Source organism: Peptoanaerobacter stomatis, assembly GCF_000238115.1.
Lineage (GTDB): Bacteria > Bacillota > Clostridia > Peptostreptococcales > Filifactoraceae > Peptoanaerobacter > Peptoanaerobacter stomatis.
In genome coordinates this window covers 1-16,224 of the sequence record NZ_JH414559.1, presented here as the reverse complement: position 1 = coordinate 16,224, position 16,224 = coordinate 1, and the positions used below count along the sequence as shown (strand labels likewise).

General features: G+C 29.8%; 16 protein-coding genes. 15 read left to right on the top strand and 1 reads right to left on the bottom strand.

Features of this window, described 5'->3' with window-relative positions:
* The first annotated feature begins 185 nt into the window (after nt 1-185).
* From lepA to HMPREF9629_RS08295, 13 genes are all read left to right on the top strand, one after another.
* The gene (gene lepA, locus HMPREF9629_RS08355; RefSeq protein WP_009525958.1) at nt 186-1,991 is read left to right on the top strand and encodes a translation elongation factor 4; all 1,806 of its coding nucleotides are present in this window, start codon (nt 186-188) and stop codon (nt 1,989-1,991) included.
* A gap of 190 nt (nt 1,992-2,181) precedes the next feature.
* Complete coding sequence (locus HMPREF9629_RS08350) at nt 2,182-2,889, top strand: DUF6873 family GME fold protein (RefSeq protein WP_009525957.1); 708 nt, start codon at nt 2,182-2,184, stop codon at nt 2,887-2,889.
* Between the two features lie 288 nt (nt 2,890-3,177).
* Complete coding sequence (locus tag HMPREF9629_RS08345) at nt 3,178-3,348, top strand: DUF362 domain-containing protein (RefSeq protein WP_009525956.1); 171 nt, start codon at nt 3,178-3,180, stop codon at nt 3,346-3,348.
* A 298-nt stretch (nt 3,349-3,646) separates the two neighbouring features.
* On the top strand, nt 3,647-4,366 hold the full coding sequence (locus tag HMPREF9629_RS08340; protein ID WP_009525955.1) for a glucosaminidase domain-containing protein: 720 nt from the start codon (nt 3,647-3,649) through the stop codon (nt 4,364-4,366).
* A gap of 32 nt (nt 4,367-4,398) precedes the next feature.
* Nucleotides 4,399-5,037, top strand: coding sequence for a hypothetical protein (locus HMPREF9629_RS08335; RefSeq protein ID WP_009525954.1), 639 nt, complete (start codon nt 4,399-4,401; stop codon nt 5,035-5,037).
* A gap of 22 nt (nt 5,038-5,059) precedes the next feature.
* Nucleotides 5,060-6,313, top strand: a complete 1,254-nt coding sequence (gene murA / locus HMPREF9629_RS08330) for a UDP-N-acetylglucosamine 1-carboxyvinyltransferase (RefSeq protein ID WP_009525953.1) — start codon at nt 5,060-5,062, stop codon at nt 6,311-6,313.
* Nucleotides 6,314-6,431: 118 nt separating this feature from the next.
* Nucleotides 6,432-7,454 (top strand): rod shape-determining protein, encoded by a 1,023-nt coding sequence (mreB, locus tag HMPREF9629_RS08325; protein ID WP_009525952.1) that lies wholly within the window; start codon nt 6,432-6,434, stop codon nt 7,452-7,454.
* Nucleotides 7,455-7,573: 119 nt separating this feature from the next.
* On the top strand, nt 7,574-8,692 hold the full coding sequence (locus HMPREF9629_RS08320; protein WP_009525951.1) for a flagellar basal body rod C-terminal domain-containing protein: 1,119 nt from the start codon (nt 7,574-7,576) through the stop codon (nt 8,690-8,692).
* 57 nt (nt 8,693-8,749) lie between these two features.
* Nucleotides 8,750-9,562 (top strand): flagellar basal-body rod protein FlgG, encoded by an 813-nt coding sequence (gene flgG, locus HMPREF9629_RS08315; protein WP_009525950.1) that lies wholly within the window; start codon nt 8,750-8,752, stop codon nt 9,560-9,562.
* Between the two features lie 31 nt (nt 9,563-9,593).
* The gene (locus HMPREF9629_RS08310; RefSeq protein ID WP_009525949.1) at nt 9,594-9,956 is read left to right on the top strand and encodes a rod-binding protein; all 363 of its coding nucleotides are present in this window, start codon (nt 9,594-9,596) and stop codon (nt 9,954-9,956) included.
* A gap of 343 nt (nt 9,957-10,299) precedes the next feature.
* Complete coding sequence (locus tag HMPREF9629_RS08305; protein ID WP_009525948.1) at nt 10,300-11,244, top strand: D-2-hydroxyacid dehydrogenase; 945 nt, start codon at nt 10,300-10,302, stop codon at nt 11,242-11,244.
* 95 nt (nt 11,245-11,339) lie between these two features.
* Entirely contained in the window at nt 11,340-12,080 is a 741-nt protein-coding gene (locus HMPREF9629_RS08300) for a peptidylprolyl isomerase (protein ID WP_009525947.1), read from the top strand.
* A gap of 201 nt (nt 12,081-12,281) precedes the next feature.
* On the top strand, nt 12,282-12,614 hold the full coding sequence (locus tag HMPREF9629_RS08295) for a heme biosynthesis protein HemY (protein WP_009525946.1): 333 nt from the start codon (nt 12,282-12,284) through the stop codon (nt 12,612-12,614).
* On the opposite strand, the gene mnmH is transcribed toward HMPREF9629_RS08295, so the two are convergent.
* Entirely contained in the window at nt 12,549-13,697 is a 1,149-nt protein-coding gene (mnmH, locus tag HMPREF9629_RS08290) for a tRNA 2-selenouridine(34) synthase MnmH (protein WP_009525945.1), read from the bottom strand. The genes HMPREF9629_RS08295 and mnmH overlap by 66 nt on opposite strands.
* 247 nt (nt 13,698-13,944) lie before the next feature.
* Here mnmH and HMPREF9629_RS08285 point away from each other — a divergent pair, with 247 nt between their 5' ends.
* The gene (locus HMPREF9629_RS08285; protein ID WP_009525944.1) at nt 13,945-14,847 is read left to right on the top strand and encodes a DUF2156 domain-containing protein; all 903 of its coding nucleotides are present in this window, start codon (nt 13,945-13,947) and stop codon (nt 14,845-14,847) included.
* Between the two features lie 22 nt (nt 14,848-14,869).
* A complete protein-coding gene (locus HMPREF9629_RS08280; protein ID WP_009525943.1) occupies nt 14,870-16,018 on the top strand; it encodes a GNAT family N-acetyltransferase in 1,149 nt (382 codons plus the stop codon).
* Nucleotides 16,019-16,224: the final 206 nt, after the last annotated feature.

Here is a 16,224-nt window from a genome sequence, read left to right as displayed (position 1 = left end):
ATATAATATATTAACAAGATATAATAAATATATAGTATAATTAAATATATAGAATTATTTTTTTTGAAAAATTTGTAAAATAATGATTACATAAAATTTTAACAATTTTTAAATTTTTATATTGTTTTAACACACCAATATTTAGTATAATAGAACAAATATATTTTTGTTAGGAGAGAAATTTTTTGAAAAAAACAGATCATACAAGGAATTTTTGTATAATAGCACATATAGATCATGGGAAATCTACTCTTGCGGACAGATTGATAGAGGATACGGGTGTAGTTGCTCATAGAGATATGAAAGAGCAGTTGCTTGATAATATGGATTTGGAACGTGAAAGAGGAATAACTATAAAATTACAAAGCATAAGGCTTATATACAAAGCAAAAGACGGAGAAGAATATTATCTCAATTTAATAGATACTCCGGGACATGTGGATTTCAGTTATGAAGTATCACGTTCACTTGCGGCTTGTGAAGGTGCGATATTAGTAGTTGACGCCGCTCAAGGCGTAGAGGCTCAGACGCTTGCCAATGTATATCTTGCACTTGATCAAGACTTGGAGATAGTGCCTGTTATAAATAAAATAGATTTACCAAGTGCAAGACCTGATGAAATAAAAGAAGAAATAGAAGAAATAATTGGACTTGACGCATCAGATGCACCTTTAATATCTGCTAAGCAAGGACTTAATATACAAGATGTGCTTGAAGCTATAGTACAAAAAGTGCCAAAACCCTCAGGAGACAGCAATAAACCTTTTAAAGCGCTTATATTTGATTCTTATTATGATGCGTATAAGGGAGTAATTGCATATGTAAGAGTATTTGACGGCAAAATAAAAAAAGGTGATAATATACTTATGATGAACACTAAAAAAACTTTTGAAGTAACTGAAGTGGGTATAATATCGCCAACACATATTGCAGTAGATGAACTTATTACAGGCGATGTAGGATATATAACAGCATCTATAAAAGATATAAGGAGTTGTAGAGTAGGAGATACGATAACTTTGGCAGATAATCCGACTGATGAGGCATTACCCGGATATAAAAGAGCAACACCGATGGTATATTGCGGAGTTTATCCTGCTGAAGGAGAAAAATATGAAAATGTAAGAGATGCGCTTGAAAAATTGCAAGTAAACGATGCAGCATTGGAGTTTGAGGCGGAAACATCTGTTGCACTCGGTTTCGGATTTAGATGCGGTTTTCTTGGATTACTTCATATGGAAATTATACAAGAAAGGCTTGAACGTGAGTTTGACCTTGACATAATAACTACAGCGCCATCTGTTGTGTATAGAGTAACAAAAGTTGACGACACCGTACTTATGATACAAAATCCTACTAATTTACCGACTGAGCAAGAAATAAGAATAATAGAAGAACCGATAGTAAAAGCGGATATAATCGTGCCCAAAGACTATGTAGGTGCAGTTATGGAGTTGTCACAAGAAAGACGTGGAACAATGCTGAATATGGAGTATTTGGATGCTACAAGAGTGATGTTGCATTATGAATTACCGCTTAATGAGGTTATATATGATTTTTTTGATTCATTAAAGTCAAGAACGAGAGGTTACGGTTCATTTGATTATGAGTTTAAGGAATTTAGACAATCAGAGCTTGTAAAACTTGATATACTTATAAATAAAGAAAAAGTTGATGCGTTATCATTTATAGTGCATGAAACAACTGCACAGACAAGAGGTAGAGTAATGTGTGAAAAATTGAAAGATGAAATACCCAAGCATCAATTTCCGGTGCCGATACAAGCAGCAGTGGGTGCGAAGATAATAGCAAGAGAAACTATAAGCGCATATAGAAAAGACGTGCTTGCAAAATGTTACGGAGGAGATATATCAAGAAAGAAAAAATTGCTTGAAAAACAAAAAGAAGGTAAAAAGAGAATGCGTCAGATAGGTAATGTTGAAGTTCCGCAAAAAGCATTTATGTCAGTATTGAAGATAAATAAAGATTAGTGTTATAAGAGATTAGATTATTTTAGTGTAATATGCTGAAATAATCTAATCTCTTATTGTAAAATAATTTATATTATTTTCTAATAAAATTATATAACTATATAACATTAATACACATAATTTATTGAAATAAGTTTGGTATAATCAGACATTATTTAATTTAAAAAAGATTTAGTATTAAAGGAAATATATGAATAAACTTTCAAATAAAACTTTCCTTGTGGATTTTAGAATTGATGAAGAAATAGAAAATGAGTTCAAGAAAAATGATATTGAATATATAAAAACATTAAAAAATGAAAATCTGTATGAAGAAATATCCGGACATCCGGATATTGCGGCGTGCAATTTAGGAGATGTTACAGTCATAGAGCCTGATACATATAATTTGTTGTATGAACAGATAAAAGATTTTAATATAATAAAAGGAGAAACAATATTAAGAGGTAAATATCCATATGATATAGCCTATAATTTTATCGTAACGGAAAAATACATAATAGGCAAATTAAATTATATGGATAAAGTTGTGAGAAAATTGGCTGAAAAAAAAGGATTGGAATTTATAAATGTGAAGCAAGGATATGCAAGATGTTCGACAATAAGTTTGCCTAAAGATAGATTTATAACATCAGATTCAAATATATATGAAACATTAATTTCTAAAAATTTAAAATGTTATTTAATTGAATGTCAAGATATATATTTAAGCGAAAGATATAACGGATTTTTAGGAGGAAGTTGCTTGATATATGATGATGAAATAATGTTTTTCGGTAATATTGACAGTATAAGAAACGGAGATATTCTAAAAAAAATATTGAAAGAAAATCATATAAAATATTATGATATAAATAATTTAAAGCTGAAAGATTATGGCTTAATGATTAAATTATAAAAATGATAATTGTTTTTGAAAAAATTAATTGATAATAAAAAGTGGATTTTTTATAAAAATAAATAATGAAATTTAAAAGATAATTTTTATCTAATGATAATAAATATCTATAGGCTAAAAAAGATTTATTTATGTAAATACAATAATACTATAGAATAAATAATATAAAAAATTAAATAAAAGTATTTACAAATGAAAAAATAGATGATATAATACGAAAAGAAAATTAAATTATCAATTGAATTTAATAAAACAAAATTTTTTTATATTATTTAGGAGGAATTTAATATGGCATATGTAATTCATGATACTTGTATAAGCTGTGGTGCTTGCGAACCTGAATGTCCGGTAGGAGCAATATCTCAAGGAGATTCTCAATATGTTATAGATGCATCTGCATGTATAGACTGTGGAGCATGTGCAGGAGTATGTCCTGTAGACGCACCTCAGCCTGAATAATTTTTACTTGGAATTGGCCAACGCATTTATGCGTTGGCTTTTTATATGTCATATAATACAGATAAATCTATTTTATAAAATTGTAAAAATAATTTAATTTGTTTGTGATGAATATTGACAAAATAAGTGATTAACGGCTATAATATTGTAGATATAGTTATGCAAACTTATATTGTGAAATTTTGATTATACTGATTAAATATTTTTATCGGATGTTTTACCGATTTTGGAGAATAATCAATAATTATTAAGTTTTTGATTTGTATAATAATCAGTTTAAATAGAGTGAGGGATAACAGTGGATATAAAAATAAGTTCGTATATTCAACATTATGTAGGACCGTCACAATCATATTATAATGCTCAAAACAGATTTGATTCCATATTGAAATACAAGCTTGGAGTTTATAAAGAAGATAAAAGTTTAACAGATGAAAATGTCATTTTCGACCATGATGACAAAAAGATAGAAAATAATGAAGGAAGTGCTGTTTTTTCAGATAATCCCAAAGTCTCAAAGGACAGTTTTTATCCTGTGAAACCACTTGCAAAGACAGTAGGGTCAATACTTATAAACGGAATTTTGGATACAACGGATGTTAGAAAGAAATCCAATTATTCAGCAGAATATCTCAATTCAAAACTTGCAGGAACGCCGTTGGCAGGTCTTGGAGAAGATTTTAAACGAGCAGAGGATTTGTATGGTATAAATTCGATAGTGCTTATGTCTATGGCAAAATTGGAATCCGATTTCGGAAGAAGTAAAATAGCTATGGATAAAAATAATTTGTTCGGTTATCAAGCATATGATTCAAGTCCGTATTCATCTGCAAAGTCGTATAGCACTAAAAAAGACAGTATATATGATGTTGCAAAACATCTGTCGAATAATTATTTGACTCCGAGCGGGGATTATTTCAACGGATATTCTGTAGATGCTATAGGATTAAAGTATTCTACAGATGTCAGTTGGGCGTCTAAAGTTAAAAAAATAGCATCAGAGCTTATAAAAGCATAATTGTATTGTTTTTTATATTGAGGGGATATCTTATGAGAGGCAAGACACGCTCACAAAGAATAAAAGACTATAGAAAGGCACGTTTTGATCGTGCTATAAGAGTTATTGAGGGGAAAAATTTTCATAGAAATAAAATGTCAAGGGGCAATAAAATTGTATTATTCGTAATATTGGCTATTTTACTGGGAATGAATTTTTTTTCTATGAGATATAGAGCGAAGACTTTTGGTTTTTCAAAAGATGATTTTGTCTCAAAATATGAACAATTTATAGTTAAAAATAAAGATAAATTCGATTATGATAAATCAATAAAAGATATAATAGAAAATAACGGAGAATACTCTTTTTTGCAGGAAAGTTCTTCAATTACAGGCAGTTTAATAGCTGTTTATCAATATTCGGATAAAGTGAAAAAAGTTGGTGTTATAGGAATACCGAGAGAAAATACCAATTTTGAAAAGGCATATATTGAGAATATGGCGGTTGTAATTTCTTTAATAGCCGGCAAAAACTATAATGATTGTAGAGAATACCTCAAAGATATAAATATTTTAGATAAAAATTATAACATAAGAAAAGAAAAAGAGTTACCGAGAGTGAAGATAAATAGTAACATAATAAATTTTTCTTACAAAGAAAGCAGCTTGATATTCAGTATAGAAGCTGAATAAAACATGAAAGGATTTGTTAATATTGGCATATTTATTAGTGAGCCAAAGCGATAGTTTAAGAGGAGAAGTTGAGATAAGCGGGGCAAAAAACGCAGTGCTTCCTATAATAGCTGCTACTCTTTTGGTAGATGGACAAAGTGTAATAAAGGGTGTTCCTGATTTAAGCGATGTTAAAGTTATCTGTGATTTGCTCAGTTATTTAGGAGCGGATGTAAAATTTGAAGGAGATACTTTAATTGTAAATGCTGAAAATATAAGGACCAATGAAGCACCTTATGACCTTGTAAGCAAGATGAGAGCGTCATTTTTGGTAATGGGACCTTTATTGGCGAGATTTAAAAGAGCGACTGTATCTATGCCGGGAGGTTGCCCTATAGGCTCAAGACCTATAGATTTACATTTAAAGGGATTTAAAGCTCTTGGAACTAAAATAGATGTTGAACACGGTTGCATAGATGCTTATACTACTAAGTTAATCGGAAACCAGATTTATTTGGATTTTCCGTCAGTTGGTGCTACAGAAAATATAATGATGGCGGCGGCACTTGCAGATGGTGTTACAGTTATTGAAAATGCCGCTGAAGAACCGGAAATAGTAGATTTGGCGAATTTTATAAATGCACTCGGTGCAAAAGTCAGAGGAGCAGGAACAAATACAATCAGAATAACAGGCGCCTCAAAATTGAATGAAGTGGAATATACGGTAATACCTGACAGGATAGAAGCCGGTACATATATGGTTGCATCGGCTGTCACGAGGGGAGATATCACCATAAAAAATGTGATAAGTGACCATTTAAGACCTGTAATTGCAAAATTACTTGAAGTTGGTTGTATTATCGAAGAAGGTGGAGATTTTATAAGAGTTAAAGGACCTGATATAATAAAATCTACTGATATAAAAACTATGCCTCATCCGGGTTTTCCTACGGATATGCAGTCATTATTTATGACGTTGTTGTCAGTATCTCAGGGCAGTTCTATAGTTACGGAAACGGTATTTGAAAACAGATTTATGAATGTGGCTGAACTTAAAAGGATGGGAGCGGATATAAAAATAGAAGGCAAGTCCGCAATGATAAACGGTATAGAACATTTGCAAGGTGCAAAAGTAAAGGCTACCGATTTAAGAGCGGGAGCGTCTTTAATACTTGCCGGACTAATAGCCAAAGGAGATACTGAAATATCGGATATATATCATATTGAAAGAGGATATGTGGATATAATAAATAAAATAAATGCTTTAGGCGGAATTATAAAAAAAATTGAAGATTAGAATTAAGATAGATTTAAGACGGTAATATTATATTTAAGCAGTCTTAAAAAAACATTTGAAAAATATAATAAATAATGATTTAACTTATAATTTTATAATTAAGGAGATAATTATCGTGATGAGTTTTTCACCGGATATAGGAATAGATTTAGGCACTGCATCTGTACTTGTATATGTAAAAGGAAAAGGAATAGTTTTGCAGGAACCTTCAGTTGTTGCAATGGATACTTCTACAGGTAAATTGCTTGAAGTAGGAGAACAGGCTCAAAGAATGCTCGGCAGAACACCGGGACATATAGTAGCCGTAAGACCTCTTAAAGATGGAGTTATATCAGACTATGATATGACTGAAAAAATGCTCAAAAATTTTATACAAAGAGTTACAGGCGGAGTAGGGCTTTTCAGGTTTTTTAAACCTCAAATAATAGTATGTGTACCTTCCGGAGTTACAGAAGTTGAAAAAAGAGCGGTTATAGATGCTACCATGGAGGCTGGAGCAAGAGATGTATTTTTAATAGAAGAACCGATTGCGGCGGCAATAGGAGCAGGGATAGATATTGCACAGCCGAGCGGTTCTATGATAGTTGATATAGGCGGCGGAACAACAGATGTAGCCGTAATATCATTAGGAGGTATAGTTGAAAGTACATCTATAAAGATGGCCGGAGATAAATTTGATGAAGCTATCATGAAATATATGAAGAAAAAACATAATCTGCTTATAGGCGAGAGAACGGCTGAAGAAATAAAGATGAACATAGGTTCTGCTTACCATAGGGATAAAGATATATATATGGAGGTTAGAGGAAGAAATCAATTATCAGGACTTCCTGAAATTGTAAAAGTTTCATCAAAAGAATCTTTAGAGGCTCTTGAAGACAGTGTAGTCCAAATTGCGGATGCGGTTCATTCAGTGCTTGAAAGAACACCGCCTGAATTATCAGCCGATATATCTGACAAAGGTATACTTATGACAGGAGGAGGCTCGCTCCTTTGGGGATTGGATAAACTTATTGAAGCAAGAACAGGAATAAAAGTGTATATAGCTGAAGATGCAATATCTTGCGTAGTAAAAGGTACGGGAGAATCATTGAAATCTTTAAAACATCTTGGAAGATCTACAAGCTCAAGGAGAAGATAATATAGCAATAATATAGTTTTTTTAAATAATTTATTCTGCATTTATATTATTTTGTAATAATCTAAACTTTTTATGTTAACATACCGATAATATATTAAAATTATGTTTTAGGAGATATTATGTTTAGAGGAATATATACAGCGGCAAATGCTATGCTGACTAAGCAAAATAGAATAGAAACTATATCCAATAATATAGCAAATGTTGATACTACAGGATTTAAAAAAGATGTAGATGTAATAGAAGCATTTTCGGAAAAACTTTTGTATAAGAGAGAAAATAACGAAGGCTATCTTCGTGCTTTTCCCAACAGAGCGAAAGTTAGTAATAAACAGCTTAAAGACGGAAATACAAAAATAGATATAGATATAACAAGAGGCTATCTTCAACTTGAGGATAAAAACGGCAACAGTTATCATAAATCTGCAAGTTTAGTGAGAGATGAGGACGGCTATTTAAGAACGGTATACAGAGAGTATAACTCCGATGTCATAACTAAGTTCGGAGCATATTTGTTAGATGTGGACGGTAATAAAATAAATGCACCTCAAGGCGAAATCGCAATAGATTCATTAGGTAATTTGACAGCAGGAGGAACAGCTGTTGCAAAAGTTATAATACCTGAGGCGAGAAAATCAATAGGTACTATAAATTCCGGCGTTTTGAGAGACAGAGTTATGATAAATTTCAATCAAGGCAGTCAGGAGAGAACAGAAAATCCTATGCATATAAGTCTTGAAGGTGAGGGTTTTTTCAAAATAAGAATAAACGGTACGGACAGTGTAAAATACTCCAGAAGTGGAGCTTTTACCATGGATGAAAATAGGGTAATTAAAGACTATCTCAATAATGCGGTACTTTCAGAGGACAATAATGAGATAACAGTACCTGAAAATTCCAAATCACTTGAATTTAAAAGAGACGGCAGTGTATATTCATTGAACAACAACGGTCAAAGAGAACAGATAGGCAAACTTGCTCTTGTTGATATAATCAATAAAGAAGATATGCAAAAATATGGTCATAGTTATATGCAGATGATTGGAAACACACAGCCTCAAGAAAAGGCCTTTGAAGGCAAAGTACTTCAAGGTTACCTTGAACGTTCAAATGTAAATACTATTGATGAAATGGTAGATATGATCGAAATGTTCAGAGGGTTTGAGTCCGATCAGAAAGTTATAAATTCTTACGATCAAATTATGCAAAAAGCCGCTAATGAAATAGGTAAAATTTAGATTTTATTGGAAACTGTTATAGATATGTTTTTTAATATAGATTTTTGGAGGTAGTTTATGAGAGCTTTGTGGACCGCTGCAAGTGGAATGAAAGCACAACAGACTAATATGGACGTGATAGCACATAATATTTCTAACGTCAATACAACAGGTTATAAAGCACAAAAGACAGAGTTCAAAGACTTGTTATATACTTATTCAAGCCCTGTAAGCAATGATGTTCAATTGGGGCAGCCTGTAAATTTACAGATAGGTCATGGTGTTATGCCGGTTGCAACATCAAGAAAATTTATTACAGGAAATGCTGAAAGAACTGAAAATCCTACAGATTTGGCAATAGTTCAAGGAACAGGATTTTTTGTAGTTGAAAATCCAAATGATGCAGGAAATGAAAACAACAGGTATTATACAAGAGACGGTAATTTTAAATTTTCAGTTGAAGACGGTCAGTTGACACTTGTAACTTCACAAGGGGAAAAAGTACTTACTACAGATGACGGATATATACAATTGCCTGAAAACAGCAAAGAATTTTCTGTAAGTCAAAACGGAACTGTTACTGCAAAAAGTCTTGAAGGAGAAACTTTATCATTAGGAAAGATAAAAACAGTTACTTTTGTAAATCCGGAAGGATTAAAAGCGGTAGGAGACAACTTTTTTGTTCCGACAGATAATTCAGGTCAGCCTGTACAAGAAGAAGACGAAACAAGAGAAACAAAAATATATCAAGGCTATTTGGAAATGTCGAATGTACAACTTGTGGATGAAATGGTTAGAATGATAACAGCACAAAGAGCATATGAAATAAACTCAAAATCAGTACAAACGGCGGATGATATGCTTAATACCGTAAATCAATTAAAGAGATAATTAAACTTATTATAGTATAAAGAGGTTTATTATGAATATAGATACGTCATATCAGCCATATATATTAAATTCAAACTTGAATATATCTCAAGAAAAAATAAATACGCTTGATAAGAAAAAACTTAAAGAGGCTGCACAAGGTATGGAGGCAGAATTTTTAAAAGTATTTTTAAAACAGAGCAAAAAACTTATGTTCAAGGAAGATGACGAAAAAAATAAAGCTCCCGGAAAGGATATAATGACAGATTTTATGTTTGAAAGATTAGCTGAGCAAATGTCAAAGACATCACCACTTGGTATATCTGAAATGATAATAAAAGATGTCGAGAACAAACAATCTGATTTAGACAAAAATTTATCACAAGAGGATATAACAAATACAATAGAAGTGTAATTTATAAAATATAGTCAATTTATTGGCTATATTTTTTTGTACTAATTTTAGTTTTTGATGTATAATATAAATTGTATTAGTGTAAGCTAAGGGTATAAAAGTTGATTAAAAGACTGATAACACATATATTTTTATTAGCCTTATATATGTTGTCATATAGCATTTTAAAATGGATTTATACTAAAATCTTATAGAATAATGGAAAAACGTAATAATTAATTTTTTCAATAAACTATGTATATTAATCTTATGTAATTATATAAGTTATCCATAATTTTATTAGAAAACTGTATTAGCATTACAAATTGAGCTTTATATTTATTTGCAGATAAGGGAGTGTATTATGAAAATAGTTGTTTTAGATGCCTATTCTATAGTCTATAATGACTTATCATTTGATTTTTTAAAAGATTATGATGCGTCAATTTATGATTTTACATCACCTGAAGAGGTTGTAAGCAGGATTGGAGACGCTGAAGCAGTTTTTACAAGTAAATGCGAAATAAACAAAGATGTTATAGACAGTTGTCCAAATTTAAAGTTCATAGGAGAACTTGCAACAGGCTATAATAATATAGATGTAAAATACTGTAAAGAAAAAAATATTATAGTAAGCAATATACCAAGCTATGCGTCGAATAACGTATCAGAAATGGTTTTTGCATTCTTATTGGATGTTTTTTATAATCTGCATGACTATGATGTTGCAATTAAAGAAGGAGAGTGGATAAATTCAAAAATATTCACATTTTTTAAGCATACTACACATAATTTGGCAGGAAAAACAATAGGAATAATAGGATATGGTGATATAGCTAAATCAGTTGAGAAAAAAGCGATATCTTTTGATATGAATGTTCTTGTGCATAGAAGATCTCAGGATACATCGGACAAAAAATTTGTCAGTCTTGATTATCTGCTTGCAAATTCAGATATAATAACAGTACATACACCATTAACCACTCAGACAGCTAAGCTCATAAATGAAGAAAGCATATCAAAGATGAAAGATGGAGTAGTTTTTGTAAATACTTCAAGAGGAGGGATCGTAGATGAAAAAGCACTTTACGATGCACTTGAAAGCGGTAAGATTGCTCATGCTTGTCTTGATGTGTTGACGAAAGAGCCTATGGAAAAAGATAATATATTGTTAAAGGCAAAAAATATTACGATGACACCGCATATAGCTTGGGCAGCATATGAAACAAGAAAAAAATTGATAGATATATTGGAAGAAAATTTGAAGGCGTATGTATCAGGCGAACCTATAAATGTAGTAAATAAGTAAAAAATTATATCTTGAAATTCTAAAAAAATTATATTATAGTATACTTAAAATAAAAAAGGAGGATAAGCAACATCAGATTGCTTAATTATTGTTAAATGAATGAAAATGCAGTATTAGCAAAAATTGGAGATTTAGATATAACACAAAGAGATGTGGATTATATGAAAAAAAGTATGGATAAAAGACTTCTTTCACAATTTTCAGGAGCACAGGGAGAATTTTATCTATTACAAGAACTTGTAAATCAAAAACTTATGGTCCTTGATGCAAAAGATACAGGAGAAGTCGAAAAAGATGAGTTTAAGTTTGAATTCGAATCCATGAAAGACAATTTTATATCACAATATATGATAAAAAAATTGCTTGAAAGTGTGGAAGTTACAGATGAAGAAATCAGAAAGTTTTATGATGAAAATCAAGATTCTTTTGGAAAAATGGAAACAGTAGAGGCAAGTCATATATTGGTAGGAGATTTAAAAAAAGCTGAAGAATTATATGAAAAAATAATTAACGGAGCAGATTTTGCTGAAATTGCAAAAGAAAACTCTACTTGTCCATCCTCAAGACAAGGTGGAGATCTTGGATTTTTCGGCAAAGGTCAAATGGTAAAAGAATTTGAAGATGTGGCTTTTTCTCTAAATATAGGAGATGTATCAAAACCTGTAAAGACACAGTTCGGATATCATATTATAAAGCTTACTGATAAAAATACAGAAGAGAAAAAAGAATTTGAAGAAGTAAAAGACGAGTTAAGACATACATTGCTTGCAAAGAAACAACAAGAAGCATATGTAAATAAGATAAATCAGTTAAGAGATAAATACGATGTAAAATAAATATTTTATAATAATGTTTATCATTAAAATAAAATGTGTATAAATATTGTGTAAAATGGATTTTTAAATTTAATTGAATATTGTAGAATATGAGGAGATGTTTTAATGAATTTGTTGAATTTTAATTCACTTTATTTATAGTTCACCTGTTCTTGTATTTTATGTATTCTAAATAAAAATATATGTTTTTGGGAGGATAATATGGAGAACGTTATAAGCATTGACAAAAAAGCCTCAGATGAATTGAAAAGTATACTCTCATCTATGAGCATAAATGCAGATACTATAAGAATATTTATATCAGGAATGGCTTGTCATGGACCTATGTTCAACATAGCTAAGGACGAAGAAAAATCAAATGACTATGCAACAGAGTTTGACGGTATAAAATATGTGGCGGATAAAGCACTTATGGAAGAATTTGGAGGTTTTGAGATACAATATCTTGAAGAAGACAGTTTTCACGGATTATATGTAAAACCTCAAATAGTAGCAGATGCAGGCGGTTGCGGTTCTTGTAGCGGTTGTCATTAACAAAAAAACTCTAATATCAATTAAAATTTTANTATATAGAGTTTTTTTTATACAAAAATATTCTTCGAAATCTTTTACAATTTGATTTGCAATTTCAATGGAATTATTATTGTTATATGTTTTTTTGAAATTTTCTTTCGGTAATTTATAATTTCTATCATAGTAATTTTCACATAAATCTTGTATCAAATCATTAAAATTATTATTTTTTAGAAAATCCATATACATATTTATTCTTGATTCAGAGATATATTTCCCCAATTTTTTTACTGTTTTTTCAATAAGTTCTTTATCATTTTCAAAGTCCACAAGATATTGTGTTTTTATTTCGTTTATTCTAAAATCCATATCTGAATTTATCAAAATTTTTGTGCTTGCTCTTAATTTTGTATATAAAGATGCAGGTAGTATTATATTACCTATCCTTTTTGATTCACCCTCGGCAAAAGCATATGAATTTTCAAATTTTTTTAAATCTTCAAACAGCAAAGATTCAAATTTTTTTTGTGAAAAAGGTTCAGATTTACCTATAGAACCAAGTAGTGAACCTCTGTGATTGGCATATTTTTCAAGATTTAACACGTTATATCCCATATTTTGCAGTTCGTTTAATATAGAGGTTTTACCTGTTCCTGTATAACCGTATAAAGTTATGAGCTTTACATTGGAAATTAGATTTTCCAAATGCTCATTTACATATTTTCTGTAAGATTTATATCCGCCTGATATTTTATGACATTTCACACCTATTCCAAGCAACATATTTACAAGTGCTGAGCTTCTATAACCTCCTCTTGAACAAAAGAAATATAATTCATCATAATTTGTTTTTAATTCTATTATTTGTGTGAATATATCAGGCAATCTTTTTGATATGGCTGTTATTCCTACTATTTTAGCTTGTTCAAGTTCTCCGTTTTTGTATAAAGTGCCGACAATTTCTCTTTCATCATCTAATAAAACAGGAATGTTTATAGCATTTGGTATGCTTGAATGATTAAATTCCGATGGGCTTCGGCAATCTATATATAATTTGGTCTTGTTTATATTCAGAGTATCTTCATAATGAATAGTTTCAAACATAATAACCTCTTTAATATAAAATTATTTTTATTCTATTACAATCAATCATTTTATAGTATAATATTTTATAGAAATTTTTCAATAAAAAATTGTTCGAATTTTAATTTATTGTATGAATATTTTTTGATACAAATTTGTTATATTTGGGTATGAAAAATAAAGTATTTTCGGTTTTTAATTTATTTTCTTGTATAGATTATAAATTGAAAACAGTTATGGAGGGATTATTATTTTTGACAGTAAGTGTATGTGTGATTATCAGATTATAGATCTTTCACAAAAAGATATGATGAAAAGCTATTTTGACCTTGTAGATTATAAGGCATGTGAATATAGTTTTATGACACTTTATATGTGGCAACATATATATAACACTCATGTTATGGAAAAAGATGATACCATGTATGTTTTTGGACATGATGAAAAAGGATATTTTTCAATAGTTCCCATATCCAAGAAAAAAAGATGGGAAAGAGATTTACAAGAGCTTGAAAAAATATTCGCAAAATGTTTTAACAGTAGTAAGATAGTCATGAGAGCCGTGCCTGAAGAATATGCAAAATTTATAGAAGAAGAATATCCTTCAAGATTCAACATATATAAAGAAAGAGATTCTTTCGATTATATGTATGATGCGGAAAAACTCAGAACCTTGTCAGGAAGAAAATTGCATGCTAAAAAGAACCATTTCAACTCATTTATAAAAGAATTTGAAGGCAGATATGAGTATAAAAGGTTAACCACAAGAGATCAGTTCAATGACGCACTTGATCTTATGAAGAGATGGGCTGAAAATAAAACTATAGATGATACGATAGTAATTGAGCAAGAGGCAGTAGAAAAAATATTCAAACATTATGAAAAACATAAAGATACAAAAGTAGGCGGTATATATATAGACGGCAAACTTGAAGCGTTCACATTTGCTGATATGCTCAAAGACGACACAGTTTGTGTACATCTTGAGAAAGCCAATCCTGAAATAAAAGGGTTATATCCGGCTATAAATAAGATATTTTTATGCGAAGAATTTGAAGATGTAAAATTTGTTAACAGAGAAGATGATTTAGGATTAGAAAATTTGAGAAAAGCAAAACTCTCTTATAATCCGGTAGAATTAGTAGAAAAATATGTGATAATAGAAAAATAGATACTCTATTTGAGGTTTCATTATGGAATTTACTTTTGCAAATCGTGAAGACAAAAAAGCTGTAAAAAATTTATGGAAATACTGCTTTACAGACACTGATGAATATATTGATTATTATTTTACCAAAAGATATGATGTAAAAAATAATTTTCTTATGAAAAAAAATAATGTTGTAATATCATCTCTTATGGCAAATCCATATAAAATTGATATAAACGGCAACATATCAGATACTGCATATATAGTTGGAATATCATGCGACTCTGTAAACAGAGGGAGAGGCAATGTAAGCACTTTGATAAAAGAAACTCTAAGAGACAGATATTTAAAAGGCGAAGATGTATCCATGCTTATGCCGATAGACACAAATATATATACGAGATACGGATATGCCAACATCGCTGATATGATAGAGCTTGATATACCGCTTGAGAGAATAAAAAATAAAAGATGTAATGATGTTGAAGTAAAAGCCTATGATGAGAGTCTATTAAAAGATTTAATATATGTATATTCAAAATCTTGTGAAAATTTCGGTGCATATTTTGTAAGAGATGAGATTTATTTTAAAAATTTCATAGATGAGATAAATTTGGAAAACGGATATGTATATTTGGCATATTTTGATAATGAGCCTATAGCATATATGGTATTTTATCCTAAATATGAATTGGAAAAAACAGGGTTTGTAAGAGAAATCTTTTCACTTTCGAAATCAGGATATGACAAGTTACTTTATATAGTGAAATCTCATTATACACAAATTAAAAATATATTGCTTCATACGAGTAAAAATTCACATCTTCTGCAATATTTTGATAATGACAACAATATTGTTTATAAGATAAAACCTTTTATTATGTCAAGAGTTATAAATGTATTAAATACACTGAAAAACTTAAATTCACAAGAAAGATTTTGTATAGAAATAAAAGATGATATAATAGAAGAAAATAATGCAAAATTTGAAGTATACAAAGATTTGGTTAAAAAAACAGAAGAAAAATGTAATTTTAGTATAAATATATATGATTTCACACAATTATATTTCGGCTATTCGTCTCTTGATTACGTTATATTTAAAAACAATATTTCATTAGAAAAAGATGAATATGATATATTAAAAACAATATTTTTACAAAAAGATAATTATTTTAACGATTATGTATAATCAAGTTAAGAATACAGCTTTTATCAAAAAAATTGTTAATGCTTAAAAATATAATTTAATTTCAGACAAAAAGTAAAACAAAAATATAATATTTTAAATAATACAAATTTTATTAATAAAGTGAAGTTTATATTTAAAAAAATTATTATAAATCTGATTGCAAGATATCTATTATCAAGCAAAAAGATAGATAAATAATATTAAAA